This is a genomic window from Rhizobium sp. 18055 (genome assembly GCF_902706285.1).
In the GTDB taxonomy this organism is placed as follows: Bacteria; Pseudomonadota; Alphaproteobacteria; order Rhizobiales; family Rhizobiaceae; genus Rhizobium.
On sequence record NZ_CACSKD010000012.1, the window covers coordinates 110314 to 136483 of the forward strand.

A 26170-nucleotide genomic window follows, 5' to 3' on the forward strand; every position below is an offset into this window, starting at 1 on the left:
TTATGATCCGCTCTTCTTGCCGACTGCGAAATAACTGAAGCCATGCCGGGTGACTTCGGCGATCGGATAGATGTTGCGCAGGTCGACCAGCACCGGTTGGCTGACCAGTGTCTTCAGGCGCTTGAAATCAAGGGCGCGGAATTCGTCCCATTCGGTGATCAGAACGACGGCGTCGGCGCCGTCGGCGATCTCGTAGGGGTCCCTGCCATATACGACAGGGCCGAGCACTTCGCGGGCGGCATCCATGCCTTCGGGATCGTAGACGTGCACGTCGGCGCCGCCGTCGAGCAGCGCCTGGACAATGGTGATCGAGGGGGCGTCGCGCATGTCGTCGGTGTTCGGCTTGAAGGTGAGGCCGAGGATGGCGATCTTCTTGCCGCGGACGGTGCCGTCACAGGCGGCAATCACCTTGCGGCCCATGGCGCGCTTGCGGTTATCGTTGATGGCGACGGTGGTTTCGATCAGCCGCATCGGGCTGTCGTAATCCTGCGCGGTCTTGACCAGCGCCAGCGTGTCCTTGGGGAAGCAGGAGCCGCCATAGCCGGGGCCGGCATGAAGGAACTTGTCGCCGATGCGCTTGTCCATGCCGATGCCCTTGGCGACCTTCTGCACGTCGGCGCCGATCTGCTCGCAAAGGTCGGCGATCTCGTTGATGAAGGTGATCTTCATGGCGAGAAACGCGTTGGCGGCGTATTTGATCAGCTCGGAGGTGCGGCGCTCGCAGAAATAGAGCGGTGCCTCGTTGAGATAGAGCGGGCGGTAGACTTCGCGCATGACTTCGATGGCGCGTGGTTCCTCGGTGCCGAGAACGATGCGGTCGGGGCGCTTGAAGTCGGTGATGGCGGCGCCTTCGCGCAGAAATTCGGGGTTTGATACGACCGAGATGTCCTTGTCGGGGAACTCGTCGCGGAAGATGCGCTCAAGTTCGTCGCCGGTGCCGACGGGAACCGTCGATTTGGTGACGACGACGGTAAAGCCCTCTACAGCTGCGGCGATTTCACGCGCTGCTGCATAGACGTAAGTGAGGTCGGCGTGGCCATCGCCGCGGCGCGATGGCGTGCCGACGGCAATGAAGACGACATCGGCGGAGGCGACGGGGGCTGCGAGATCCTTGGAGAAATCCAGGCGTCCGGCAGCGCGATTCTGCGCAATGATGGTGTCGAGGCCGGGTTCGAAGATCGGCACTTCGCCGCGCTCCAGCGCATCGATCTTCTCCACGGACTTGTCGACACAGGTGATATGATGGCCGAAATCGGCAAGGCAGGCGCCGGAAACAAGGCCGACATAGCCCGAGCCAATCATCACAATACGCATGGGTTCATTCCCTGAAACATCAATCGCAGCCCGGCCGACCGGCGAGGCTGCGATGGTGTTACAGGGCTAGTTTTATAAGTTCAAGACAAAGGCTCGACTGCGGGATCAGTTACGGCCGAACTCATCGACAATGCGGATGATGTCGTCTTCGCCGAGATAGGAGCCGGTCTGGACCTCGATCAGTTCGAGCAGGATCTTGCCGGGATTGGCGAGGCGGTGGACCTCTCCGAGCGGAATATAGACCGACTCGTTCTCACGCAGCATCTGCACGTTTTCGCCGATCGTCACTTCAGCCGTACCCTTGACGACGATCCAGTGTTCGGACCGGTGGTGGTGCTTCTGCAGCGAGAGCTTCTTGCCCGGGGTGACGAAGATGCGCTTCACCTGGAAACGGTCGCCGTTGAAGATCGAGGTGTAGCCGCCCCAGGGACGGTAGGAGGTCGGATGGGTCTCGGTCAGCTTGGCGGTGGCCGGCTTGGCGGCCAGCATCTTGACGATGGCCCCGACGTCCTGGGCGTCCTGCAGCCGCCCGACATAGACGGCGTCTTCGCTGGCGACGACGGCGATGTCGTCCATGCCGTGGACGGCGAGATGGACGCCATGGGTCATCACCAGCGAGTTGCGGGTATTGACGAGCGTGGTGTTGGCGGCGGCGACATTGCCCTCGGCATCGCCATTGCCGCTCTTCCAGATCGCATCCCAGCTGCCGAGATCCGACCACTTGAAGGGTGAGGGAACGACGGCTGCGTTCCTGGTCTTTTCCATGATCGCGTAGTCGATCGAGATGTCAGGGCTCTCGGCGAAGGCCGCCTTGTCGAGCCGGATGAAGTCGAGATCCTTGACGCCGTGGGCAACAGCCTCGGTTGCCGCTTTCAGGACGGCGGGCGCAAAGCTCGCCATCTCGTTGAGCAGGCAGGCGACCGGGAACATGAACATGCCGGAGTTCCAGTAGAAACCGCCAGAGGCCAGCATCTTCTCGGCCTCGGCCAGTGGTGGCTTCTCGATGAAGCGCTTCACCGACTGGGCGCCGCTTGAGAGAGCGTCCCCACCTTCGATATAGCCATAGCCGGTTGCGGGTTCTGTGGGCGCAATGCCGAAGGTGACGAGCTTGCCTTGCGAGGCGGCCGCAATCGCGGTGCGCACGGCGTTGAAATAGATCTCGTCGGCGTCGATCTCGTGGTCGGAGGCGAGCACGTGGATGATGGTGTCTTCACCGAGGCTGTCACGCACCAGCGCGCCGGCTGCAGCAACAGCGGCGGCCGTGTTGCGGGCCATCGGTTCCAGCAGGATGGTGGAAAGCGCGATGTCGAGTTCGCGGGCCTGCTCGGCGACCAGGAAGCGGAACTCCTCGTTGGTGATGACGATCGCCGGCTCGTAGAGAGCCTTGTCGGAGACGCGAAGCAGGGTTTCCTGGAACAGCGTCGTGTCGCCGATGAAGCGGATGAACTGCTTGGGTGCAGTGGAACGCGACAGTGGCCAGAGGCGTGTGCCCTTGCCGCCGGCCATGATTACGGGAACGATCTTCTGCGTCATCTGGGTCTGTCCTTGAAAGTTCTTATGTCGTCGATCAGTTTGCATTTGCCCATGCGCGGATGCGCGCTAGGCCGGTGGCAAGAAGCTCTGTGGCCGCAGCGTCGGTTTCCGCCTCGACATAGCAGCGCATTTCCGGCGCGTTGCCCGATGGTCTGAAATGGATGATCCGCTTGTCGTCCAGCGTCACGCGGAGACCGTCGATATCGCTGGCGCTGCCGACGGTACCGATCGGCTGCAGGAAAGCGGCGAGATTGTCCGGGCTGGCGCGGAGATGGGCCATCAGTTTCGCGCTTGTTTCCACCGGGAAATTCTCGAGCCGGTCAGCGGCAGCAAATGGCAATTGATAGGCCGAGGCGATCACCGATAGAGGCTGCTTTCTCGCTGCCGCCAGCGACAGTGTCGCCAGCATCGGCAGGAAGCAATCGCGGGTGGGCAAAGCGAGCAGCGTCTTGCCGTTGATGGTGAAGTTGCTGGCAACGAGCGTGCCGCCATTGGCCTCGAAGCCGACGACGCCTTTTTCGCCGGCTTCAAGCGCCGCCTGCATGCCTGCGATCACGAAGGGTGAGCCGACGCGGGTGCGGATGACGCCGAACGTGCCTGATGCCTCGATGCCGGAGTTCGACGTCACAGGTGTCACGACGGAACTGGCACCAAGGAAATTGGCAGCGATCAGGCCGAGAAGGTCGCCGCGCAGCGGTGTGCCGGTTTCATCGGTCACCAGCGGGCGGTCGCCATCGCCGTCGGCCGAGACGATGGCGTCAAGACCATGGTCTTTCGACGCCTTCTTCAGAAGGGCAATCGTCTCTTCTGAAACGGCTTCTGTATCGACGGGGATGAAGGTGTCCGAGCGGGCAAAGTCGATCACCTCGGCGCCGAACTGCTTGAGCAGATCAACCAGCAAATCCCGTGCAACGGTGCTGTGCTGGTAGACGCCGACCTTCAGGCCCTCAAGTGCGCCAGCGGAAAGAAGGTTCGCATTGCGCTCCGTGAACATCGCCAGGCATTCTGCGGACCGATCTTCGGTCTGCCCGGTGCCGTCAGCCAGCACAAAGCCAGCACGGTCGAGTTCGGCTGCGGCCGTGGTGATCGCCGCTTCGTCATCCTTGTCGATCTCGCCATCGGGGCGGTAGAACTTGATGCCGTTGCGGTCGGCTGGAATATGCGAGCCGGTGATCATCAGACAGGCCGCGTTGCGCTGCAGGCCATAGAGCGCCAGCGCCGGTGTCGGCAGCGTTGCGCAGTCGATGACCTTGAAGCCGAGCTTTGCGAGCGCTTTGGCGCAGTCCGCAGTGATTTCAGGACTTGAATCGCGAAAGTCGCGGCCGATCAGGATAGCGTCGCCGGTGTGGGCGCGCTTGCTTTCCAGCAGATAGTGGCCAAACGCCGTCGCATAAAGTGCCGACGCCCGGCCCTTCAGGTCCTCGGAAAGGCCGCGAAGCCCGCTTGTGCCAAATTTCATCCTGATAAGCCCTCGGATACGCTTGAATTCATCGGTGTTTTGAAAGCAAACTACATGGAGTTCGTAAATTTTGACGGGTGGCGACCGATAAAATGTCCGCCAAATCCCTTGTAGACGCAAATTTGACGCTCGTTCAAGACGTCGACGATGGAGACAATCGCATGAATGAACAGACCATCGCGCTCGAAGGCAGCTGGAAGGGTGCGCTGTCTGCGGAGTTCGAAAGTCCGTATATGCAGAAACTCAAGGCGTTTCTGGTCGAACAGAAGCAGATGGGGAAGCAGATTTTTCCGAAGGGATCGGAGTATTTCCGCGCTCTGGATCTGACGCCGCTTGCCGATGTGAAGGTGGTGATCCTGGGGCAGGACCCCTATCATGGCGAGGGGCAGGCACACGGGCTATGTTTCAGCGTGCAGCCCGGCGTGCGGATTCCGCCATCGCTGGTCAATATCTACAAGGAACTGCAAAGCGATCTCGGCATTGCCCCGGCGCGTCACGGCTTTCTGGAGCATTGGGCACGGCAAGGCGTGTTGCTCCTGAACAGCGTGCTGACAGTCGAGCAGGCGCAAGCCGCTTCGCACCAGAAAAAGGGCTGGGAAACATTTACCGATGCGGTGATCCGAAAGGTCAACGACGAATGCGATGCGGTGGTGTTCATCCTCTGGGGCGCCTATGCGCAGCGCAAGGCCGCCTTCGTCGATACAACGCGGCATCTGGTTCTGAAATCACCGCATCCGTCGCCGCTGTCGGCACATAACGGGTTTTTCGGCTGCCATCATTTTTCGAAGGCGAACGCGTTTCTGGAAAACCACGGGCGCCAGCCGATCGATTGGCAGCTGCCCGCCGATCCGCAGGATGAATAGCTTCGTTGAACGACTGCTGTTCACTGTTCACTAAAAGTAGACAATCCGTTCCGATCAACGGGGCTATTCCAACGGTGAGATAAGGATCATCTATGACCCATCGAACAGCCCGCGAGGCGGGCCAGAAAGGGGTCTCAAATGATCAACCAAATCAAGGGTCTTCACCACGTCACATCGATGGCTGCGAACGCCCAGACGAACAACCAGTTCTTCACCAGCGCGCTTGGTTTGCGCCGCGTCAAGAAGACCGTGAACTTCGATTCTCCTGATGTCTACCACCTCTACTATGGAGACGAGACCGGCGCTCCCGGCACGATCATGACCTACTTCCCGTTCCCGAAGATGGCGCAGGGCCGTCCGGGCACAGGTGAAGTCGGAACGACGGTGTTTTCCGTGCCTGAGGGTTCCCTCGGCTTCTGGAGCGATCATCTCGCCAAGTTGAATGCGACCGGCCTCAAGGCCGAAGACACATTCGGCGAGAAGCGCCTGAACTTTGCAGGTCCTGATGGCGACGGCTTTGCCTTCGTCGAGGTCAAGGACGACAAGCGCCTGCCCTGGACCCATGGTGGTATCAGCGAGGATCATGCGATCCGCGGCTTCCACTCTGTTGCCATGCGGTTGCGCGATGACGGCGCCACGTCGGAACTGCTGAAGTTCATGGGTTACGAGGTTCAGGAAGAACGGGACGGCGTCAAGCGGATGACCATTCCCGGCGGCAACGGTGCGCATCTGGTCGATCTCGAAACGATGCCGAACATCTCGCGGGCATTGCCCGGTGCCGGCTCCGTCCACCATGTCGCCTTTGCGGTCGAAAACCGTGAAAAGCAGCTGGAGGTTCGCAAGGCCCTGATGGACACAGGCTACCAGGTGACACCGGTCATCGATCGCGATTACTTCTGGGCGATCTACTTCCGCACACCAGGCGGCGTGCTGTTCGAGATCGCCACCAACGAGCCGGGCTTCGACCGGGACGAGGATACGGCAAACCTCGGCCAGGCGCTGAAGCTGCCGGGCCAGCATGAACATCTGCGCTCGCTGATCGAACAGCATCTCGAGCCGCTGGAAGCCTAAGACGGGAGATTATGATGATTGATCATGACTATGTGCACCGGCTGCATGCCGGTGTGCCGGGGCGGCCCATTCTGTTCACGCTGCACGGCACGGGCGGGGACGAGAACCAGTTCTTCGACTTTGCCAGGCAAATGTTGCCGGATGCAACCATCGTTTCGCCACGCGGGGACGTCTCCGAATATGGCGCGGCGCGGTTCTTCAGGCGGACCGGCGAGGGTGTCTACGACATGGCCGACCTTGCGCGCGCCACCGACAAGATGGCCGGGTTTGTCAGCCGGCTCGCGGCGGAACATGGCGCCTCCGCCATCCTTGGGCTCGGCTTTTCGAACGGGGCGAACATTCTCGCCAACGTGCTGATCGAAAAAGGGCTGTTCGATGCATCCGCCTTGATGCATCCGCTCATCCCCTTCCAGCCGAAGGTGAACGCAGGGCTGGCCGGACGCAAGGTGCTGATCACGGCGGGCGAGCGCGACCCGATCAGCCCGATGCCGGTCACCAAGGCCCTGGCGGATTACTATGAAAGCCAGAAGGCCGATGTGACGACCGTATGGCATCCGGGCGGCCACGATATCCGGCCGAACGAAGTCGAGGCGATCAAGGCTCTGTTTGAGCCATACCTGTAGACGTCAAGCATTCGGATGGTCTTTCTGAAGAGAGGCTGTCCGATGCCTTTTATTCCATTGTGATTTGGCGGTCGAATACCACTTTCATCTATGGTTGTATCTTCAATCTTCTGTGGTAATTTTTTATCTACAATACTGCAGCGAGCATAGGGTCGTCGTTTTTCGAGGGTTTGCATTCGTATGCGCGATATTGCCGATCTTCGAATGTTGACGGGGCTTCTCCGCCGCCAAATCTGGGTGGTTCTTGCCACCGCAGCCACGCTTTTTGTACTGACTGTTGGTACCCTATTGCTGTTGACGCTGCGGTATCAGGCAGAAGCGCTTGTGCTGGTCGATACCAGTTCAAAGAACCTGCTGGATTCAAACGCGCCGTCGGTGACGGGGCTGACTGACAATTCCAGGGTCGAGGGAGAGGTTCGGATTGCGCAATCCGATGCCGTACTGCTCGATGTCGTCAGCGATGGAAATTTGCTTGCCGATCCCGAATTCGCGCCACGGCGCAGCATTGCGGAGACCGCGAGCGCCTGGGCAGGCTTTGGCAAGGCGCCTGATCTGTCCATCGATACTGCGCTGCGCGAGGCGCTGGCCTCTTTCAAGGATGTCGTCCGGGTTCGCCGCGAGGGTCTGACCTATCTCATCACCGTCGGCGTTACCTCTGAAGACCCGGAAAAGGCCGCACGCCTCGCTAACCTCGTGGCGTCTGTCTATGTCAGGCATCAGATCGATGCCAAGGTGGCGGGCACGATTGCGGCACGCAACAGCCTTCAGGGGCGGGTGACGGCCGCCAAGGATAGTCTATCGGAACATGAGGGAAGATTGGAGGCCTTCGTTGCGTCGAACGGAGCGGTGCAGCGGGTATCGACCAATGCCGATGCCGGGCTGCGCATTGCGGATGCGCAATTCGGCGAAGCGACCTTGTCGGCTGGAAGCATAGGTCAGTTGCGCGCACCCTCGGAGACGCTGGCGCAGTTTTACGGCCTGCAGCAATCGGCACAGATTGCCCGCGCGCAGTATCAGACCCTGCTGACGAGGCTGCAGGATTTCGAGGCGCAGGCCAGCCTGCAGCTTGCCGACAGCCGGGTGATTTCCAAAGCGTTGGCGCCGATCGATCCTTCCTACCCCAAGACTGCGGCGATCCTTGTTGTCATGGGCCTGGTGGCCCTTGCACTGGGCATCGGTGCCGGCTTCCTGCGCGAATTTTTCATTGGCGGGTTTACCGGCGAGGATCAGGTCGAGGCAGTGCTCAACGTCCAATTGGCATCCGTGGTGCCGCACGAGGAGGGCAGCGAGTTGGAGCGGCCGCATGGGCGCGGGCTCTCGGATCGGATCATGGCGGCGCCGCTTTCGGTATTTTCGGAATCCATCCGGCGGATCCGGGTTGCCGTCGAGCAGGCGCTGTTGAGCAGGCCTTCGATGCCCGATGATCTTGGGGAGCAGGGCATCGTCATCATGGTGTCCTCGAGCATGCCGGGCGAGGGCAAATCGACGCTTGCCACCGCGCTGGCCCGGACCTATGCGCTGGCGGGAAAACGCACCTTGCTGATCGACTGCGATCTCAGAAAGCCAAGCATCCACCGGCATGTCGATCGCGAGCCGACGCCTGCCTTCGTCAATCTGTTGCGCGGCGAACCGGACCCCGGCCTTGCCAATATGGTTGCCATGGATCACGCCACCAATCTCTCGGTGATATTGGGCGCGAGGCCGGCGGAATTTCCGACGGACGAGTTGCTGATGAGTGCCAGGGTGCGCACACTTCTGGCGCGGGCTCGCGTGCATTTCGACTATATCGTCATAGACACGCCGCCGGTCGAGGCTGCGGTGGATGCACTCTATCTTGCCCGTCTCTGCGATGCCGTGCTGTTTGTGGTGCGGTGGGCGCGTACGCCGCAGAGCGTTGCCCGAAAAGCCGTGGCGGCGCTCAAGGGAAACGTCGGCAATGGCGTGCCTGTGATCGCGGTGCTGAACGGGCAGGATCAGCGGCGCTGGTTCGCTGTTGGGGCCAAGTCCTCATGGCGGGCTGCCTACGCCCGCTAGAGGCCGTCACGATGCCGATTGTCGCGCCGGCATACCTCTTTGGGTGCAATACAGGCGTTTGCAAATTGGCCCGGCTTGACATCCGGGTTGCCTTCCTCAAGGTTTAGTCACTTCATAAATACAACCATATTCCCGTCATGGCTGCGCCGGTATTTTTCGAAGGCGCTCGATTGCAGGCATTTGAAATAGCGATTTCACTCATTCGTTAGAGAGCGACGCATGGCCTGTGCAAAGCGCATTCTCGTTCATGATTATTCCGGTCATCCATTTCAGGTTGAGCTCTCCCGTTCGCTGGCGCGGCGGGGCCATGATGTTCTGCATCTCCATTCCGCCAGTTTTCAGACGCCGAAGGGCGATCTGGTTGCCAAGCCCGACGATCCGGTGGGGCTTCGCATCACCGGCCTGTCTCTGGCAGAGCCGTTTCACAAAGACAGCTTCCTGAAGCGGCGTTCGCAGGAGATCGCGTTCGGTGGGCTGGTCGCCCACGAAATCCGCTCGTTTCGGCCCGATATCGTGCTCTCTGCGAATGCACCGCTCGATACACAGGCGGTCATCTACAAGGCATCGCGCGGTTGCGGTGCAAGGTTGGTGTTCTGGCTGCAGGATATCTATAGCGACGCGATCCGCCGCATTGTCCCGAAGGCGTTTCCGCTGATCGGCGCTGCCGTTGCGCGGCGCTATCACAGGCTCGAATTCGGGCTGCTGAGATCGAGCGATCACATCGTCGCCATCACCGACGACTTCGTGCCGATGCTGCGGCGCAACGGCATCACGGCCGATCGGATTTCCGTCATCGAAAACTGGGCACCGCTGGGCGAGATGGCATTGACCCCGTCTCATGCGCCCGAAGCAGAGACCAAGGCGGATTGTGTTCGCGCGGTTTACGCCGGGACGCTTGGCTACAAGCACAATCCGGCCATTCTGCTCGCGGCCGCAAAAGCGCTGCCTGTCGTGATCGAGGTGTTTTCGGAAGGGACCGTCGCCGAGAGGCTGGCGCGGAAAGCGGCTGCTGAAAGGGTTTCCAATCTCCTCGTACGGCCATGGGTGCCGTTTGCCGATCTGCCGGCGGTGCTCGGAGGCGCCGATGTCCTGATTGCGATGATCGAGGAGGATGCCGGCATGTTCTCGGTGCCGTCGAAGGTGCTGACCTATTTTGCTTGCGGGCGGCCGGTGCTGGCCGCTGTTCCCAGAGGTAATCTTGCCCGGCGCCTTGTCGAGCGTGAGCATGCCGGTCTGGGGTCCGATCCCGGCAACGACGCGCAGTTCATCGGCAATCTCCGCAGGCTGGCCGAGGATGCCGGCCTGCGCGAAACGCTCGGTGCCAATGGTCGTGCCTATGCTCAGGCGCATTTTGCGATCGAGCCGATCACCGATCGCTTCGAGGCAATTTTCGACGGCTTCCAACAAACGGAGAAGCAAGCAATCTAGCGCTGGGGGGCGTTGCATGCTGAAGACGACTGCATTGGTCTGTGGCGCCGGGGGCTTTATCGGCAGCCACCTCGTTCGCCGCCTGAAACTTGACGGCTTTTGGGTTCGCGGGATCGATCTCAAAATGCCGGACTATGGGGATAGCGAGGCCGACGAGTTCGTTGTCGGCGATCTCCGGCAGCAGGATTTCTGCGCGCGGGTGATCGACCGTGGCTTTCACGAGGTCTATCAACTGGCGGCCGATATGGGCGGCGCCGGCTATATCTTCACCGGTCAGCACGATGCCGACATCATCCACAATTCGGCGACGATCAATCTGAATGTCGCCGATCTCTGCCGCCGGCGCGCCGTCGGGCGGGTGTTCTTTTCGTCATCGGCTTGCGTCTATCCCGCCGTCAACCAGCAGAATCCCGACAATCCCAACTGTGTGGAATCCTCCGCCTATCCCGCATCGCCCGACAGCGAGTATGGCTGGGAGAAGCTGATCTCCGAGCGGCTGTTCCAGTCCTATGGCAGGAATTACGCGATGACCTGCCGGATTGCCCGTTACCACAACATCTTCGGACCATCCGGCACCTGGGATGGCGGCAGGGAAAAAGTGCCGGCCGCGATCTGTCGGAAGGTGGCGCAGGCAGCGCATGGCGGCGAAATCGAGATCTGGGGCGATGGCCGGCAGACACGGTCGTTTCTCTATATCGACGAATGCATCGAGGGCACGCTCCGGCTGATGCGATCGGGCTTCGCGGGGCCGGTCAACATCGGCTCCGAGGAGATGGTCAGCATCAATCAACTCGTCGATATGGTCTGCGACATCGCCGGCAAGCGGTTGCACAAGCGTCATGTGGCGGGTCCGACAGGGGTTCGCGGGCGGGCCTCCGACAACAGGCTGATTGCCGAGACGCTCGACTGGCAACCGACGCAGAGCCTGATGGCAGGGCTGGAGAAAACCTATGCCTGGGTCGAGAGCCAGCTATTGCGGCGTGCGGCGTGACGGGCGGGGCGCCTTCGCCTGATCGTTCTGCCGTGGGGAGCGAGCGGTTGCGCGGATCGACCAACGCCGCACTGCTGGTGCTGAGTTTCGCAATTGGCCAGGGCTCGATCTTTCTGGCACAGACATGGCTGATCGACCGCGGCGCGCTCGATCTTCTCGCCAAGTTCGCGATGCATTTTTCCTTCGCGATCCTGGCATTGATGATCGTCGATGCCGGGTCGCCTGTTGTCGTTACAAGGCGGATTGCGCTGGCCGAGGGCCCGGACGCCGTGATGGTGGCGAGGCGGTACTATTGGCAGGCCTGTGCCGTTCGGCTCGCTTTCGCAATCGTGGTCGGGCTGATCGGGCTTGCCTATGCGCTTGTATCCGGGGACGCGTTTTCATGCGCCTATGTTCCAGCGGCGCTGCCCGCATTGGCGATCTGGTCGTTCAATGCCACGGGGCTGCTTGACGGCTTGAAATTGAGCGGCGTCAGCGGGTTGACGGGTATGGTCGCCTATGTGGCATCCGCCCTGGCGCTGGCCATCACAGGCGTTCGATCTCCTGGGGATGCAGGCCTGATCCTCGGATGCGCCTTGTCCGTCGGCTATGCCGTTGCTGTCGCGGCGCAACTGGCAGTGCTCTATCGGCTTGGTTGCTTTCCGCAGGTGTTGGCGGTCTCGGTCAGGGAATGTCGCGTATTTGCCTGCGAGGGGGGAGCGGTGCTTTTGTCCACCGTGCCCGGGCAAATGTCGTTCCGGTTTCAGATCGTGGTCTGCGCGGTGGTTCTGGGCGAGGGCAGCACGGCCCTGTTTCTGTATGGCAGGCAGGTGGCCGCTGCGGCATCGCAGGTGCTGGAGTTCGTGCGGCGGGCGCATTTTCCGGCGATGGTTCGAGATATGAGTCTCAGCGGCGCGTCGTTCGACACCGCCTTTCGCGCGCAGCGGCTTGCCACATCTCTTGCCTTTGTCTCGGCGTTCAGCCTGATCCTTGCCGGCACGTTATGCTTCCTGTTCCTGAGCGGCCCGTTTGCCCGATCGGGACTGGTGGTGTCGCTGTTTTCGATCGGGGTCCTGACCGGAGCATTGTCGCAGACATTGGCACAGGCAGCGCAGGGGCTCGGTCGTTACTCTGTCGTGGCTGGCGCTGCGGGGCTTTCGATGCTGGCCGGTTTTGTCGCAAGTGCCGGCCTCGGCTCGCTCATGGGGCTGGCGGGTCTGGCTGTGGCGGAGGTGCTGACGCATGCGGTTGGCGCGGCGACCGTCTATCGCGCGGTGTTCAGAGAATCGCAGGCTCGAACGGTCATGCGGGTCGGCGCATGATCAGGATCTGGGCGGTGCTGGCGCTCTATCTGGCCAATCTGCCGTTTGCCGACAGTCCGTTCGTGGTGCTGCTGACCTTGCCGATGCTGGTCATGGTAATGGCCGGTTTGATCAGGATAGGATCGCGGCAATTCCAGATCGGCGATGTCTTCTGGTTCTGCCTCTTCCTCTATTTCGTGATCTCGCCGCTTCAGCGCATCCATGGCGACCGGATCGGCGGGGCGACGGCGATTACAGCCTACGCCTATGAGCCCGAAGAGTTTATCGCGGCCATGCTTGTCGTGCTGCTGTTCAGCCTGCCGTTTTTGATGGTCCCGATGGAGCAGGCGTATCCCCCAGCCGCGACATCATCAAAGTTCCCGCCCCTGCCGGTTCTCCTCATGCTCAACGGGCTGGCATTTGCTGCCTTCGTTCTGTCGGAAGGTGGGATCGATCGACTGTTGTCTTCGCGGCTGGAGCAGGAACCGTCGAAGGCGTTCATCGGCAGCATGCTGTTTCTCGGGGTGCAGTCGGTCACCGCATGCCTTGTTGCCGCGCGGTTTCGAGCTTCGCGGCGCTGGCTTGCGTCGCTGGCTCCGCTGCTTGTCGTCATCGGCCTGTTGGCGATCGCGCGAAACCCGTTCAATGCGCCGCGCTTCATGCTGCTGGCGGTATGGGGGCCGGTGATGCTGGCGCTTGTCGGCGGCAAGGTGCCGGTGGCGTGGTTTTATGCGGGATGCCTTTTGGCGCTGACGGTGGTGTTTCCGGTGCTCAACGTCACCACGCGCGCGGGGCTGGATGGGTTTGATGACCTGTCGCAGATCTCGGTGGTCGGCAATTTCTTCGACATTCCCTCGATCGATGTCTTCGACATGGCGGTTCACGCCGTGCGCTTCATGTCGGTGCATGAGCATATGTGGGGCGAGAAGCTGGTCGCGATTTTGCTGTTCTTCGTGCCGCGTGCGCTGTGGCCGGGCAAGCCGATCGTCGGTGGTCTCGACATCGGCAACGAGCTGTTTGCGGCGGGCATGTACGGGACGCCGAACCTGTCGTTCTTCATGGGCTGCGATCTCTACATGGATTTCGGTTTCATCGGCGTCGCGCTTGGCGGGGTTGTCGCAGCGTTGGCGTTGCACTCGGCACTCAAGGCGGACCGGGGCGTGTTCGGTGGTTTCGGGATCTCGGGTTTCGTCATTGCCTCGTCGCTGCCGATCCTGCTGCGCGGGCCGGTCGGCGCGGTGCTGCCGCTGTTTGTCTCTCAGATGTTGGTCATTCGGGTGCTGTCCCTGTTGGTCAGAGACAAGGCTGTGCGGCGGCGACAGGCTCAGAAGGCGACCGGAGCATGAGCGATGCGGATCAGCGCAATTTCGGCATACTCGATGCCACCACATCAGGGTCACGGCGCGGTGGGCCGAGTTTTGCGCTGAGGCATCGGGCACTGCGTTTTGCTTGGGGTGTCACCTGGAGTTTGCTGGCGGCATGGACACCGGCGCCGCTGCATGGCTGGCGGGCTTTGCTGCTTCGATTGTTCGGTGCGCAATTGGCGGGGAATGTGCGGGTGCATGGATCGGCGCGGATCTGGTATCCGCCCCACCTTGCGATGGAGGAGAATACGCTGATCGGACAGCGGGCGATCGTCTATAATATCGCACCGATCCGCATCTGCCGCGGCGCCATCGTCTCGCAGGGCGCGCATCTCTGCACCGGCACGCACGACATCGACGACCCCTCGTTCCAGCTTGTGGCCAGCCCGATCGTGATCGGCGCCAATGCCTGGGTTGCGGCCGAGGCCTTTGTATGCCCCGGCGTCGTTTTGGGGGAGGGTGCCGTTCTCGGCGCCCGCAGTGTTGCGGTCAGGGATATTGCGGCCTGGGAGGTGCATGCCGGAAACCCGGCGCGATTGATCCGCATGCGTCTTACCAGCCCATAGCGATGGTCGCTGCCACCCATGCCGCGGCGATGATCGCATAGCCCTTGTCGTTCAGGTGCAGGGCGTCCGAGCGCAGGGACCGGGGAACGAGGCCAGCGGCTGCGTCCTGCTGGTCGCCAGCCGTTTGGTCGGAAGCGGCAATCAGCGCAGCGAGCAGATCGACATGGCGTTGCTGGTGGCGTGTCGCCAGCGTGGCGTTCAATGCCGAGATCGTCTGTCGGGTCGCAATCGTGTCTTCGGCCGAGGGCAGGATCGAGCCGATCAGGTAGCGGTTGCCGGCGATGCCGTCTGCCATCGAAGCGATATCAGACAGGACCGTATCCGGCGTATCCGCATTGTTTCGGCCGGCCCATATCCACTGGATATCCCGCGTGGTGGCATCCCCGGGGATGAAAGGCGTGGCGTAGGGGACGGCAACAGCTCCGCCCTGATGGCTGCGTGTGAAAAGCTGGCTGCCGCCGCCATCCGTCGTGATGGTTCCCTCGATGGCAGCCAGTCTGCCGCGGATGCTGGCGGCGCTATTGGTGCCGCCGAGAGCTTTGACGGATTGATAGAGGATATCGACCTGCGGGCTGTCGTCGCCCCACTCGATGACGATGTTGTCGAGCGACCAGGTGATGGGGCTGCCGCTGCTGACCATGGTTATGGCACGGCAAGTCGGGTTGCCGGTCGCGAGGTTGCCGCTGGTGAAGACCATTTCGTAGTGGCCGCTGGCGGAGATTGCCCAGGTGGGCTCGCCGGTTTCAGTGGTCGTTGCCCAACTGCCGCCTGGTGTCTGGAGCCCGCCAGCGTGGATCTGGCCGCCGCCGCCGGCGCTGATCTCGATATCGAAGGCGATGCGGATGATCCTGCCTTCGGGAATTTCCTCCAGCGCAATCTCACATCCGCGCAGAAGGCCGGCATCGTCGTTTTCGATGATCAGCCGTCCGCTCTGCACCGATATCGGCGTCGCGTGGCCATCCTGAATTCGGGGCGACCAGCCTTCGGTATCCTGATCGAAGCGATAGAGCCTCGAGAAGGCGGCGTGATAGGCCGGTATCTCGCCGTCGCCGGGCGTCAGTTGCAGCGATGTGACGGTGGCGCCCGCTTCGAACTGGCCGGGCCAGATGCGCAGGGTGATGTCGATTGCGCTGCCGAGGGTGATGTCGAGCAGATGGGTGGAGCGGATGAAAGGACGCGTGGCTGTGGCCGTTGCGCTCGCCTTGCTGCGCGTGCCATCCAGCGCAAAGGCAGGGGCTGCGATCTCGGCAAGGTAGCCGCCGAGTTCGTCGGCTTCGATCAGCAGGAGACGAAACCCTGAAATGCCGCTGGTGGAGCCGCTGATGACCTGCATTTCGCCCGATATCGTCCAGGTGCTGCCTGCTTCAGCAGGGAGGTTGGCAGCAATGGCGCCGTAGATCTGTCGGCCGATATCGCTGAAGCTTGCCGTGGCGGTGCCGTGGAGCCTGACATCGCCGTAGGGCAAGCCGTTTTCGTCCATGCCGCTGTGCACGCATTCATGCGTCAGGCCATTGACGCTGCCGGTCTCGAAGATGTCCATCCAGTCGCGGGTATGAGGGTAGAGGTTTTTTGGTTCTGCGCCCGCCAGGCCGAGCAGCAGCGGGACGCCGCCCTGCCTGGCGGCAATCTGCGTGGAGGTCTGTCCGCCGATGCCGCGATTGGCGACGGCGCGCGGCGGATCGAACAGGCCGGCTGCGACAGCCGGAAAGGTGTGATCGGCTGACGATGCGCCGGCGCCTTCGGTGAGGCTGTCGCCAAAGGCGATGATTGCACGCGGCCGCGGGTCTGGCGGGGAGGTTGGCAGGGCTGGCGAGAGGCTGAAACCGAGAAGCATCTGGTGTCTCCAAAGTAAAATAGGAAAACTATCCTAATTCAATCTCTGGAGGCGTGGATGATTGTTCGGTGCAAGATCCATGTTGGGCAAATGCGCCAAACCATCGCTGGCTTCATGTTCTCTTAAGTAATTATCTTGAGATTACAGTTTCCTTGTTCCATGATGATTCCGACCCAAAGGTTTTCCGGGTCTGATGTCATGACGATCGATGCAGATCGCTTCCGCAATGAACATGTTTCCTGGTCATCGATCGCGCCCTGCGGCCGCTAGACTTGTTTTATCAAATTACGCCGCCTGTGCGCACTTGTCGTAGGGCTGATTGGGAAGATTGCATGAATTCGGAGTTTGCCGTTCGCCCGATGCGGCCCGGTGAGTTGGAGCTAGTGCTCGAATGGGCACGCCAGGAGGGATGGAATCCCGGCCTGGACGATTCACTGCCGTTCCATGACGCAGATCCGTCCGGATTTTTCGTCGGCGCGCTCGGCGAGGTTCCTGTCGGGTCGATTTCCGTGGTCAAGTATGGCGATGCGTTTGCCTTTCTGGGCCTTTACATGGTCCACCCGGATTTTCGCGGCAAGGGCTATGGTCGGGCCATTTGGGATGCCGGTATCGCTTCGGCGAATGGCCGTAGCATCGGGCTCGACGGCGTCGTCGCACAGCAGGACAATTATCGCAAAGCCGGCTTCGAAGAGGCATTCAGGACGGTTCGCTATGGCGGGGTAATCGCGTCGCTGCCGTCATCAGCGCTGGTGGCACATGCCGCGACCGACAAGCTCGACGGGTTGATCCGTTACGATGCCAGCGTGTTTCCAGCGCCGCGGCCTGATTTCGTGACGTCGTGGTGCACCAGTCGCAAGCATCGACGCACCGCCGTGGTGCGCAAGAGCGGCAAGATTCGTGGCTACGGCACGATCCGTCGCTGTTTTGACGGTTACAAGATCGGTCCGCTGTTTGCGGCCGACGCCGACAGCGCCGCATCGCTGCTGGCCGAGCTTGGTCCGGAAGCCAAGGGCGCGCGGGTGTTCATTGACATTCCCTCTGACAACAAGGAGGCGGTTGCGCTTGCCGTCGGCATGGGGCTCGCGCCGGTGTTCGAGACGGCCCGCATGTATCGCGGGGTCATCCCGGCCATGCCGCTGAAGAACGTGTTCGGCGTTACGACACTCGAACTCGGCTAATCCGCCACCGCTGTGGCCGTGGCCGGGGCAACGCGCTTCGGCCGACCTTTTTCGGCGATCGCTATGCCCCCAAGCGCCAATGCGAGCGCGATGACGTGAAACAGCTGCAGCTTTTCACCCAGCAACACCACCGATAGCAACGTGCCGAAGACCGGCACGAGGTTGATGAACAGCGCAGCGCGGTTGGCGCCGAGCCATTCGACGCCCTTGATGTAGAAGACCTGGGCCATCAGCGAGGCGAAGATCGCGGTATAGACCGCAATCATCCAGCCGGTTCCATCCGGAAGCCGCGCTTCGCCGTTGGCGTTTTCCCAGATCAGAAGCGGGATGGCGCTCAGCATGGCACCAAACGCCGGCACCGCCATCAGCGTCCGCCAGTCGAGTGGCGGCTTCCAGCGCAGGAAGATGGTATAGACGGAATAGGCGGCCACCGCGACCAGCATCAGGCCGTCGCCCCTGTTGAGGCCGAGTTGAAGCAGCGTCGTCAGGTTGCCGTGGGCGGCGGTGAGCGCCACACCGAGCAACGTCATGGCGAAGCCGATGATCTGTGCCAGCGAAACGCCGGTGCGGAAGAAGATGAAATTGAGCAGGAAGATCAGCATCGGGATGCCGGCCTGCTCGATTGCGACATTGATGGCGGTCGTATATTTTACCGCAGAATAGAGCATGGCATTGAACAGCGTGTAGCCAACGATGCCATAGAAGAAGAGGAGGGGGAGGTTCTTGCGGACGACAGGCCAGTCGCGCTTCAATTGCGGCAGTGATATCGCCGCAATCAGTGCGGTTGCGAGGAACCAGCGGATCGAGGTCAGCATCATTGGACTGACATGGCCGATGGCCAGTTTTCCGGCGACAGTATTTCCGCCCCAGCACATCGCGGCGACGACGAGACATATGTAGGCGGCAAACTGCACGTCCGATTCTCTCCCGGTGCGCTCCAGTGGCACTCGACTTCATTGCATGATCGGGGCAAATAGCCCGCGCAAAGCCGATTTGTCACGTAAAAAGCCAATTCAGGCGGCAATACAGGGTCGCTTTCCCAAAAACAAAGTTTTATAGATGCGCGGGTTTGAGCAGGGAGCGGTTAAATCCGCCTTTAACAGGAAGACGTGAATGACGAACGTAGTCGTAGTCGGTTCGCAATGGGGTGACGAAGGCAAGGGCAAGATTGTCGACTGGCTTTCGGAACGCGCTGACGTAATCGTACGCTATCAGGGCGGACACAATGCGGGCCATACACTGGTTATCGATGGTGTCAGCTACAAGCTCGCACTGCTGCCGTCCGGCCTCGTGCGCGGCAAGCTGAGCGTGATTGGCAACGGCGTCGTCGTCGATCCGCATCACTTCGTTGCCGAAGTCGAGAAGCTGCGCGCCCAGGGCGTCGCCGTCACGCCCGAGATCCTGCGCATTGCCGAGAACGCACCTCTGATCCTGTCGCTGCACCGCGACCTCGACGCGCTGCGCGAAGACGCTGCATCAAATAGCGGCACCAAGATCGGCACCACCCGCCGTGGCATCGGCCCTGCTTACGAAGACAAGGTCGGTCGCCGCGCCATCCGCCTGATCGATCTGGCTGAGCCCGATACGCTGCGCTCGAAGATCGAACGCCTGCTGACGCACCACAATGCGCTGCGCCGCGGCATGAACCTCGAAGAAATTTCCGGCGATGCGCTGGAAGCCGAACTGATGGAAGTGGCAGCCCAGATCCTGCCTTACAGCGATCAGGTCTGGCGCCTGCTCGACGAGCAGCGCAAGGCCGGCGCCCGTATCCTGTTCGAAGGTGCGCAGGGCGCGCTTCTCGACAACGACCACGGCACCTATCCGTTCGTGACGTCGTCGAACACCGTTGCCGGCCAGGCAGCGGCGGGCTCGGGCCTCGGCCCGACGGCGATCGGTTATGTGCTCGGCATCACCAAGGCCTATACGACCCGCGTCGGCGAGGGTCCGTTCCCTTGCGAGTTGAACGACGAGGTGGGCAAGCATCTTTCGACCGTTGGCCGCGAAGTCGGCGTCAACACCGGTCGTCCGCGCCGCTGTGGCTGGTTCGATGCTGTGCTGGTTCGCCAGACGGTTCGCACCTCCGGCATCACAGGTATCGCGCTGACCAAGCTCGATGTTCTCGATGGCCTGGAAGAGCTGAAGATCTGCGTCGGCTACCGTCTCGACGGCAAGGAAATCGACTATCTGCCGGCAAGCCAGGGCGCGCAGGCGCGTGTGGAGCCGATCTACATCACGCTCGAAGGCTGGAAGGAATCGACCGTCGGCGCGCGTAGCTGGGCCGATCTGCCGGCACAGGCGATCAAGTATGTCCGCCAGGTCGAAGAACTGATCGGAGCGCCTGTCGCTCTCCTGTCCACAAGTCCCGAGCGCGATGACACCATACTTGTGACCGATCCTTTTGAGGACTAAGGTCAAAGGTCATTATCTGTGTGGTTCGGTTGACGAACCACACTTTTAGAGAAAGTACGAATGGCGGATTTTATCGCAGTTATCCGGCGGGCGGTTGACGGCCTGACCGACAATACTCCCGATATGCGGGTGAAGGTGTACGAGCGTGCTCGCGGTGCCGTTCAGCGGCAGCTCGAGAACATGAAGCCGCGTCCGCCCGAGGCGATGCTGCAACGGCAGCTGGAAAAGCTCGAGGCCGCCATTCGCGAAGTCGAAGCCGAGCATGCCGATGCTTTGCCGGCTGCCGATGAGGCAGCCGTTGCGGCTGCCGTGGTGACTGCACCGGCGGAGCCCATCGAGGCTGCCGAACCGGACGTTCCGGTCGCGCCTGAACCGATCGCCGAACAGGCGGAGGAGGTTGCCGAGCATGCGGCTTATCAGGAGCCCGCATACGAGGAACCTGCCGAGCCGGAGGCTCCGGTCGCAGCGACGCACGTCGAGCACCACGAACCCGCAGTTTACGAGGAACCGGCAGACGATCACGCGCCGGAGCCCGAGGTTGTTCACGAGCCCGAAGCCCGCGCTTCGGTCGTGCATGATGAGCCTGTGTTTGATGACGAGCCACAGGGCTCTTCGCTGGCTGAGCCTCAGCCGGTCGAGCCGTGGCAGATGCCGGTTCACGACCAGCGCAGCGAGCAAATCGCTGATGCCGCGGATGGCCATGATTTCGCCGCTTCGCCTGAAGTCGAGCCCTATATGGAGCCGGCCGAGGAGGCCGACTACGCTGCTACGCAGCCGGCTGCCCGCGATTTCGATGTGAGCCATCGCCTCGTCGAGCCGGTTGCGGCGTTCGAGGCGCCGCACGAATTTGTCGAGCAGGTCAACGACACGCCTCTTCATGCCGACACGGCCGGTCATTTCGAACCGGTGTGGAACGAGCCTGCCGCGGAAGTGCCCGAACCGACCACCAGGACGGTTGAGCCTACCGACTGGGCGCTCGAGGAACTGCGGCAGTTTTCCGAGGCTTCGCATCCGGCACCTGTCAATGACGCTGCACGCGCCTTCGACGATGTCATTTCCGGGATCGAGTACCCACCCGAACCTGCGCCTGTTGCAACGCCGGCACCGGTTGCCGTGCCTGCTGCCATGGTGGCCGAGCCGGCGAAGATGCCAGCGGCCAACGAGGGCTTCTCCTGGGAAGCCGCAGCGTTCGACGATCTGCCGCCGATCGACAGTGACAAGAAGGCTCCGGCTGCTGCGCACTACGATGACGGCGATCTGTTCTCCGAGATTCATGGCTCTGCAGCGCCGGCCGCCGACATCGGCAGCAACGACATCGGCAGCAACGACGACTGGCAGGAAGCAACGCAACTGCGTGGCTATGACAATCGCGGCGTCGTTGCCGAAGACGATGACGGCTTGTCGCTTGGAAATACCGACGACGATATCGCGTCGAAGTTCCAGGGCAAGAATTTCCGCATGGAGCCGAAGCGCCGTCGTTTCGGCATCGGTTCCATCATCGCTATCCTGATTGCGCTGGGCGTTGTCGGTGGCGGCGGCTATGCGGCCTACACTCATCAGGGCGCGCTCACCGATATGGTCAAGGGCCTTGTCAGTGCCGCGCCGTCCAAGACCGCGTCGCAGGCGACACCGCCGGCGGCCGGATCGACGGCACCGGCAGCACAAGGCAGCGATGCCAAGCCGGCGGCAGCTGACGGGCAGAAGGACGTCGCTTCGCTCGACGGTTCTGCTGCCAGCAACAAGTTCACGCAGCGACTGCTTGCCGATGGCACGGAAGTCGATAGCGGCCCGGCTGCAGCGCCGACCGCTCAGGTCGCCGAAGGCAAATCGGTGGCCGAGCAGAACGTCGCTTCGTCGGAGCCTGTCGCACCGGCTGCGGCAGCAACGGCACCTGCCGCCACGACGCCGCCTGCCGATCCCGCAGCAGCCACCGCTGCGCCGGCGACCACGACCACCCCTCCTGCTGCGACGCCGACAGCAGCTGTCGGGTCGAGCGAGAAGATGTTCCTCTACGAGGAGCGCATCGGCCAGAGTTCGCCGACAGCAATCCAGGGCTCGATCGTCTGGAGCCTGCAGCACGAGGCAGGCGCCAACGGCAAGCAGGAAGCATCCGTTCAGGGCATGCTGACGGTGCCGGAGCGCAATCTGACGGCTCAGCTGACCTTCAAGCGCAATTCCGATCCGTCGCTGCCGGCCAGCCATATCGTCGAGATGGTGTTCTCGCTTCCTCAGAACTTCGAGGGCGGCGCGATCGATAGCGTTCAGCGGATCTCGATGAAGCGGACCGAACAGGACCGCGGCGATGCGCTGATTGCAGTGCCGGCGAAGATCACCGACGATTTCCACATGATCGCGCTCAACGACTATCCGGATGCCCGCAAGGCCAATCTCGACCTGCTGGCAACCCGCGACTGGATCGATATCCCGATCACCTATCGCAACGGTCGTCGCGCGCTGCTGACCATGCAGAAGGGTACGTCAGGGGCTGAAGCCTTCACGGCGGCGATCCGCGAATGGAACGCTGCGGGCGACGTCTCGACCAGCCAGTAAGGCTGATCGACGAACACAACAAGCAGGGCGGGTCGCGAGACCCGCCCTTTTTAAATGCATGCGCGAGTTGACGGCGATGCTTCTTCTTCCGGGACCTGACGACAGTTGTGACGGGTTGGGAGCAGCGGCGCATGCCGCGTTCATTCGAACAGGAGTTTGGAACTGATGACCACGTCAACCCGCCCGGACCTCAGCGATATCCACCCGGATGATTGGGTGGATCGATGGTTGCCCAGCGGATGGCGGCCCTATGCGCGCCTGGCACGGCTGGACCGCCCCGTCGGGACATGGCTGACGCTGTTTCCGTGCTGGGCGGCGCTGATCCAGGCGTCTCACGGTTTTCCGGAGCTGCAACGACTGGTGATATTTTCTCTCGGTGCGCTGCTGATAAGAAGTGCCGGCTCGACGATCAACGATATTGCCGACCGGAAATTCGATGGTCACGTCGAGCGAACCCGGTTTCGGCCGCTGGCGAGCGGCCAGATCGGCGTTTTGCAAGCCCTCGTCTTTCTTGCCATCCAGCTCGCCCTGGCCGCAACGCTGCTGATCTTGATTGCGCCCTACACGCGGCTGGTGGCGGTGTGCGTTCTGCCGTTGGTGTTTCTCTACCCTTTCTGCAAGCGCTTCACCCATTGGCCGCAGGCGGTTCTGGGCGCGGCGTTCAATTGGGGCATGCTGATGGCCTGGGCCGATGTCGAGGGACATATCCCGGTTGGCGCGATCCTCATGTGGGCGGGGGCCTTGGCGTGGCAGATCGGTTACGATTCCGTCTATGCCTATGTCGATGTGAAGGACGACACGAAGCTCGGCCTGAAATCGACCGCGATCCTGTTCGGCCGGCACGGCAGGATCTGCATTGGTGTGTTCTACGGCCTTGCTGTCGGCGCATGGGCGCTGGGAGGCTGGTTGTTGGGCATGTCGTGGCCCTACGCAATCGGAATGCTGTTGATTGCCGCGCATCTCGCATGGCAGACGCGCCGGCTCGACCTTGCCCGGCCGGACTTGAACTATCGCCTCTTCCTGGCGAATATCCTGACCGGCGGGCTACTGGCCTGTGCGGCACTGGCCGGCACGCTGTAAGCAAAAAGGGCGGGTCGTGAGACCCGCCCTTTGCTGTTGAGCAATGCTTCGATTATGCCGTGGCTTCGACGACGCGAACGGCCTTGGCGCGCTCGAGTGCATCCTTGCGCACGGCGTCCTGGACCTTTTCGAAGGCGCGAACCTCGATCTGGCGGACGCGCTCGCGGCTGATGTCGAACTCGGTCGACAGGTCCTCGAGCGTGACTGCATCTTCCGACAGGCGGCGTGCCTCGAAGATACGGCGTTCGCGTTCGTTGAGAACGCTCATCGCCTTGGCCAGCATGCGGCGACGGGTGTCGAGCTCATCCTGCTCGATCAGCACGGCTTCCTGGCTTTCGTGATCATCGACCAACCAATCCTGCCACTGGCCGGAATCGCCTTCGGCTGCCTTGATCGGCGCATTCAGCGATGCGTCGCCGGACAGGCGACGGTTCATCGAGATCACTTCTTCCTCGGAGACGCGCAGCTTGGTGGCGATCTCGGTGACGTGTTCCGGCTTCAAATCGCCTTCGTCGATGGCCTGAATCTTGCCCTTCAGACGGCGCAGGTTGAAGAACAGGCGCTTCTGGTTGGCGGTCGTACCCATCTTGACGAGCGACCACGAGCGCAGGATGTATTCCTGGATCGAGGCCTTGATCCACCACATGGCATAGGTTGCCAGGCGGAAACCACGTTCCGGGTCGAACTTCTTGACGGCCTGCATCAGGCCGACATTGCCTTCGGACACGACTTCGCCGATCGGCAAGCCGTAGCCGCGATAGCCCATGGCGATCTTGGCGACGAGACGCAGATGGCTTGTGACGAGACGATGCGCAGCCTCGCGGTCGCCGTGTTCGGAATACCGCTTTGCCAGCATGTATTCTTCCTGCGGCTCCAACATCGGGAACTTGCGGATTTCGTCGAGATAACGGCTGAGGCCGGCTTCACCGGCGGTAATGGACGGTAAACTGCTTCGGGCCATGATTGCACCCTCCTATCTGAATTCCGATCCCCGTTTGAACGCGTCCCTGCGTTTTGAAAGGCGGACCGGGAACGTGCGGCTTTTCTCAAGCCCGCACGAAGTCAGTGTAAAGATAAGTGTGGCAGAACCGTAGTTCAAGACTGCGGCCGGGTTCACGATGCTGTTACAATTTGACGTCGCGCAGTGCCTCGATCAGCTTGATCATGTCGTCTGGAAGCGGGGTCTCGAAACGCATGACTTCGCCGGTCCGCGGATGCTCGATCTGCAGCATGTAGGCATGCAGCGCCTGACGGCCGAAGTTGTTGACGGCGTTCTTGGCATCTTCGGGGAGCAGGTTGGCCTTGGTCTTGAAGCCTGCGCCATAGACCATGTCGCCAAGCAGCGGATGGCCGATATGGGCCATGTGGACGCGGATCTGGTGTGTGCGGCCGGTTTCAAGGTGGCACTCGACCAGCGAGGCGAGCGACAGCGCGTTCGGCGTCTCGTGGAAGCGTTCGATGACTTCGTAGTGGGTGATTGCCTCGTCGGCATCAGCCGTGCCCGGGCGCTTGACGGCGCGGCGGGTGCGGTCGCTGTTGTCGCGGCCGAGTGGCGCATCGACGCTGCCGGTCAGCGTGCGCGGGCGGCCCCAGACGATCGCCTGGTAGGCGCGTTCCAGCGGCATGGTGCGGCCGTGGTCGGCAAACTGCAGGGAGAGGTGGCGGTGGGCGATATCGTTCTTGGCGACGACCATGACGCCTGTGGTGTCCTTGTCGAGGCGATGGACGATACCCGGGCGGCGAACGCCGCCGATGCCCGAAAGCGTATCGCCGCAATGATGGATCAGCGCGTTGACCAGCGTCCCGGTCCAGTTGCCGGCGCCGGGATGCACGACCAGGCCGGACGGCTTGGAGATGACGATCAGGTCGTCGTCCTCATAGAGAATGTCGAGCGGGATGTTCTCGCCCTGCGGCGTCGGATCTTCCGGTTCCGGCAAGGTGATCTCGAAGACGTCGCCGGGGCGCACCTTCTTCTTCGGATCGGCGACGACGGCGCCCTTGGAGGTGACCTGACCGGTCTTGATCAGCACCTGGATGCGGCTGCGGGAGAATTCCTCGCCAAGCTGGGCCGTCATCCAAGAATCAAGCCGACCTTCGGCGTCTTCATCCGCCGTCAGGACTTTCATATTGTCGGCTGCTTGTTTAAAGGGGTCGCTCAAGACGCTTCTTCTCCGAAGTATTTTATAGAATGGAAAGCCACATATGACGAACGTCCAGTCAGAAGACGATCAGGAAGAAAAGCCCCTCGATCCGGCAATGGAAAGTGTCCGGCGCAAGATGATCCGCCTGCAGATCGTCTCGGGCTTTATCATGTTCGTGAGCCTTATGGCTGTCTTCGGCGCTGTTGTCTACAAAACGATGCGCGCGCCGGCCAAGGAGCCGGCAGCCATCACATCGGCCGGAATTCCGTCCGATGCGCCTGTTTCGGCGACAGCAAACCTGCCCGCCGGCTTCGTCGTCCAGTCCACATCCCTGTCCGGTGGCCAGATCATGTTCTTCGGCGCGACCGCCGATGGCGTGCTGAAATCACTGGTGTTCGATATCAAGGCCGGGCGTATCGTTGCCGATGTGACCGTCAACGGCGGCTGACCGC

21 protein-coding genes are annotated in these 26170 nt (G+C 61.7%); 14 read left to right on the plus strand and 7 right to left on the minus strand.

Features of this window, described 5'->3' with window-relative positions; genetic code table 11:
* From GVL52_RS19815 to GVL52_RS19825, 3 genes are all read right to left on the minus strand, one after another.
* Positions 1-1314, minus strand: a complete 1314-nt coding sequence (locus tag GVL52_RS19815) for a UDP-glucose/GDP-mannose dehydrogenase family protein (RefSeq protein WP_160010306.1) — start codon at positions 1312-1314, stop codon at positions 1-3.
* A gap of 105 nt (positions 1315-1419) precedes the next feature.
* Positions 1420-2847 (minus strand): mannose-1-phosphate guanylyltransferase/mannose-6-phosphate isomerase, encoded by a 1428-nt coding sequence (locus tag GVL52_RS19820; protein WP_160010308.1) that lies wholly within the window; start codon positions 2845-2847, stop codon positions 1420-1422.
* A gap of 34 nt (positions 2848-2881) precedes the next feature.
* On the minus strand, positions 2882-4306 hold the full coding sequence (locus GVL52_RS19825) for a phosphomannomutase (RefSeq protein ID WP_160010310.1): 1425 nt from the start codon (positions 4304-4306) through the stop codon (positions 2882-2884).
* Positions 4307-4467: 161 nt separating this feature from the next.
* Between GVL52_RS19825 and ung the strand changes: the two genes are divergently transcribed.
* The 9 genes from ung to GVL52_RS19870 all read left to right on the plus strand — a co-directional run bounded on the left by ung (position 4468) and on the right by GVL52_RS19870 (position 14526).
* Entirely contained in the window at positions 4468-5169 is a 702-nt protein-coding gene (gene ung / locus GVL52_RS19830) for a uracil-DNA glycosylase (protein WP_160010312.1), read from the plus strand.
* 138 nt (positions 5170-5307) lie between these two features.
* Positions 5308-6240, plus strand: coding sequence for a VOC family protein (locus GVL52_RS19835; protein ID WP_160010314.1), 933 nt, complete (start codon positions 5308-5310; stop codon positions 6238-6240).
* Positions 6241-6254: 14 nt separating this feature from the next.
* Positions 6255-6863 (plus strand): alpha/beta hydrolase, encoded by a 609-nt coding sequence (locus GVL52_RS19840; RefSeq protein WP_160010316.1) that lies wholly within the window; start codon positions 6255-6257, stop codon positions 6861-6863.
* Between the two features lie 180 nt (positions 6864-7043).
* A complete protein-coding gene (locus GVL52_RS19845; RefSeq protein WP_160010318.1) occupies positions 7044-8897 on the plus strand; it encodes a Wzz/FepE/Etk N-terminal domain-containing protein in 1854 nt (617 codons plus the stop codon).
* Between the two features lie 219 nt (positions 8898-9116).
* A complete protein-coding gene (locus GVL52_RS19850) occupies positions 9117-10325 on the plus strand; it encodes a glycosyltransferase family 4 protein (protein ID WP_160010320.1) in 1209 nt (402 codons plus the stop codon).
* A gap of 16 nt (positions 10326-10341) precedes the next feature.
* Complete coding sequence (locus GVL52_RS19855; protein WP_160010322.1) at positions 10342-11316, plus strand: NAD-dependent epimerase/dehydratase family protein; 975 nt, start codon at positions 10342-10344, stop codon at positions 11314-11316.
* Between the two features lie 47 nt (positions 11317-11363).
* Positions 11364-12617, plus strand: coding sequence for a hypothetical protein (locus GVL52_RS19860; RefSeq protein WP_160010324.1), 1254 nt, complete (start codon positions 11364-11366; stop codon positions 12615-12617).
* Positions 12614-13942, plus strand: coding sequence for a hypothetical protein (locus GVL52_RS19865; RefSeq protein WP_160010326.1), 1329 nt, complete (start codon positions 12614-12616; stop codon positions 13940-13942). Before GVL52_RS19860 ends, GVL52_RS19865 begins: the two co-directional genes overlap by 4 nt.
* Entirely contained in the window at positions 13939-14526 is a 588-nt protein-coding gene (locus GVL52_RS19870; protein ID WP_160010328.1) for a DapH/DapD/GlmU-related protein, read from the plus strand. Before GVL52_RS19865 ends, GVL52_RS19870 begins: the two co-directional genes overlap by 4 nt.
* Here GVL52_RS19870 and GVL52_RS19875 read toward each other — a convergent pair.
* Positions 14513-16360: an SGNH/GDSL hydrolase family protein gene (locus GVL52_RS19875; protein ID WP_160010330.1), complete on the minus strand. Its 1848-nt coding sequence runs from the start codon at positions 16358-16360 to the stop codon at positions 14513-14515. The genes GVL52_RS19870 and GVL52_RS19875 overlap by 14 nt on opposite strands.
* A gap of 332 nt (positions 16361-16692) precedes the next feature.
* On the opposite strand from GVL52_RS19875, the gene GVL52_RS19880 reads away from it, so the two are divergent.
* Entirely contained in the window at positions 16693-17538 is an 846-nt protein-coding gene (locus GVL52_RS19880; protein WP_160010332.1) for a GNAT family N-acetyltransferase, read from the plus strand.
* Here the strand turns inward: GVL52_RS19880 and GVL52_RS19885 are convergent.
* On the minus strand, positions 17535-18452 hold the full coding sequence (locus GVL52_RS19885; protein ID WP_160010334.1) for a DMT family transporter: 918 nt from the start codon (positions 18450-18452) through the stop codon (positions 17535-17537). The two genes, GVL52_RS19880 and GVL52_RS19885, sit on opposite strands and share 4 nt — an antisense overlap.
* Positions 18453-18651: 199 nt before the next feature.
* Here GVL52_RS19885 and GVL52_RS19890 point away from each other — a divergent pair, with 199 nt between their 5' ends.
* From GVL52_RS19890 to ubiA, 3 genes are all read left to right on the plus strand, one after another.
* A complete protein-coding gene (locus GVL52_RS19890; protein ID WP_160010336.1) occupies positions 18652-19947 on the plus strand; it encodes an adenylosuccinate synthase in 1296 nt (431 codons plus the stop codon).
* A 60-nt stretch (positions 19948-20007) separates the two neighbouring features.
* On the plus strand, positions 20008-22497 hold the full coding sequence (locus GVL52_RS19895; protein ID WP_160010338.1) for a hypothetical protein: 2490 nt from the start codon (positions 20008-20010) through the stop codon (positions 22495-22497).
* 165 nt (positions 22498-22662) lie between these two features.
* Complete coding sequence (gene ubiA / locus GVL52_RS19900) at positions 22663-23577, plus strand: 4-hydroxybenzoate octaprenyltransferase (protein WP_160010340.1); 915 nt, start codon at positions 22663-22665, stop codon at positions 23575-23577.
* A gap of 52 nt (positions 23578-23629) precedes the next feature.
* On the opposite strand, the gene rpoH is transcribed toward ubiA, so the two are convergent.
* A complete protein-coding gene (gene rpoH / locus GVL52_RS19905) occupies positions 23630-24538 on the minus strand; it encodes an RNA polymerase sigma factor RpoH (protein WP_160010342.1) in 909 nt (302 codons plus the stop codon).
* A gap of 163 nt (positions 24539-24701) precedes the next feature.
* Positions 24702-25736 (minus strand): RluA family pseudouridine synthase, encoded by a 1035-nt coding sequence (locus GVL52_RS19910; protein ID WP_160010344.1) that lies wholly within the window; start codon positions 25734-25736, stop codon positions 24702-24704.
* A 43-nt stretch (positions 25737-25779) separates the two neighbouring features.
* Between GVL52_RS19910 and GVL52_RS19915 the strand changes: the two genes are divergently transcribed.
* Entirely contained in the window at positions 25780-26166 is a 387-nt protein-coding gene (locus tag GVL52_RS19915; protein ID WP_160010346.1) for a hypothetical protein, read from the plus strand.
* Positions 26167-26170 lie beyond the last annotated feature (4 nt).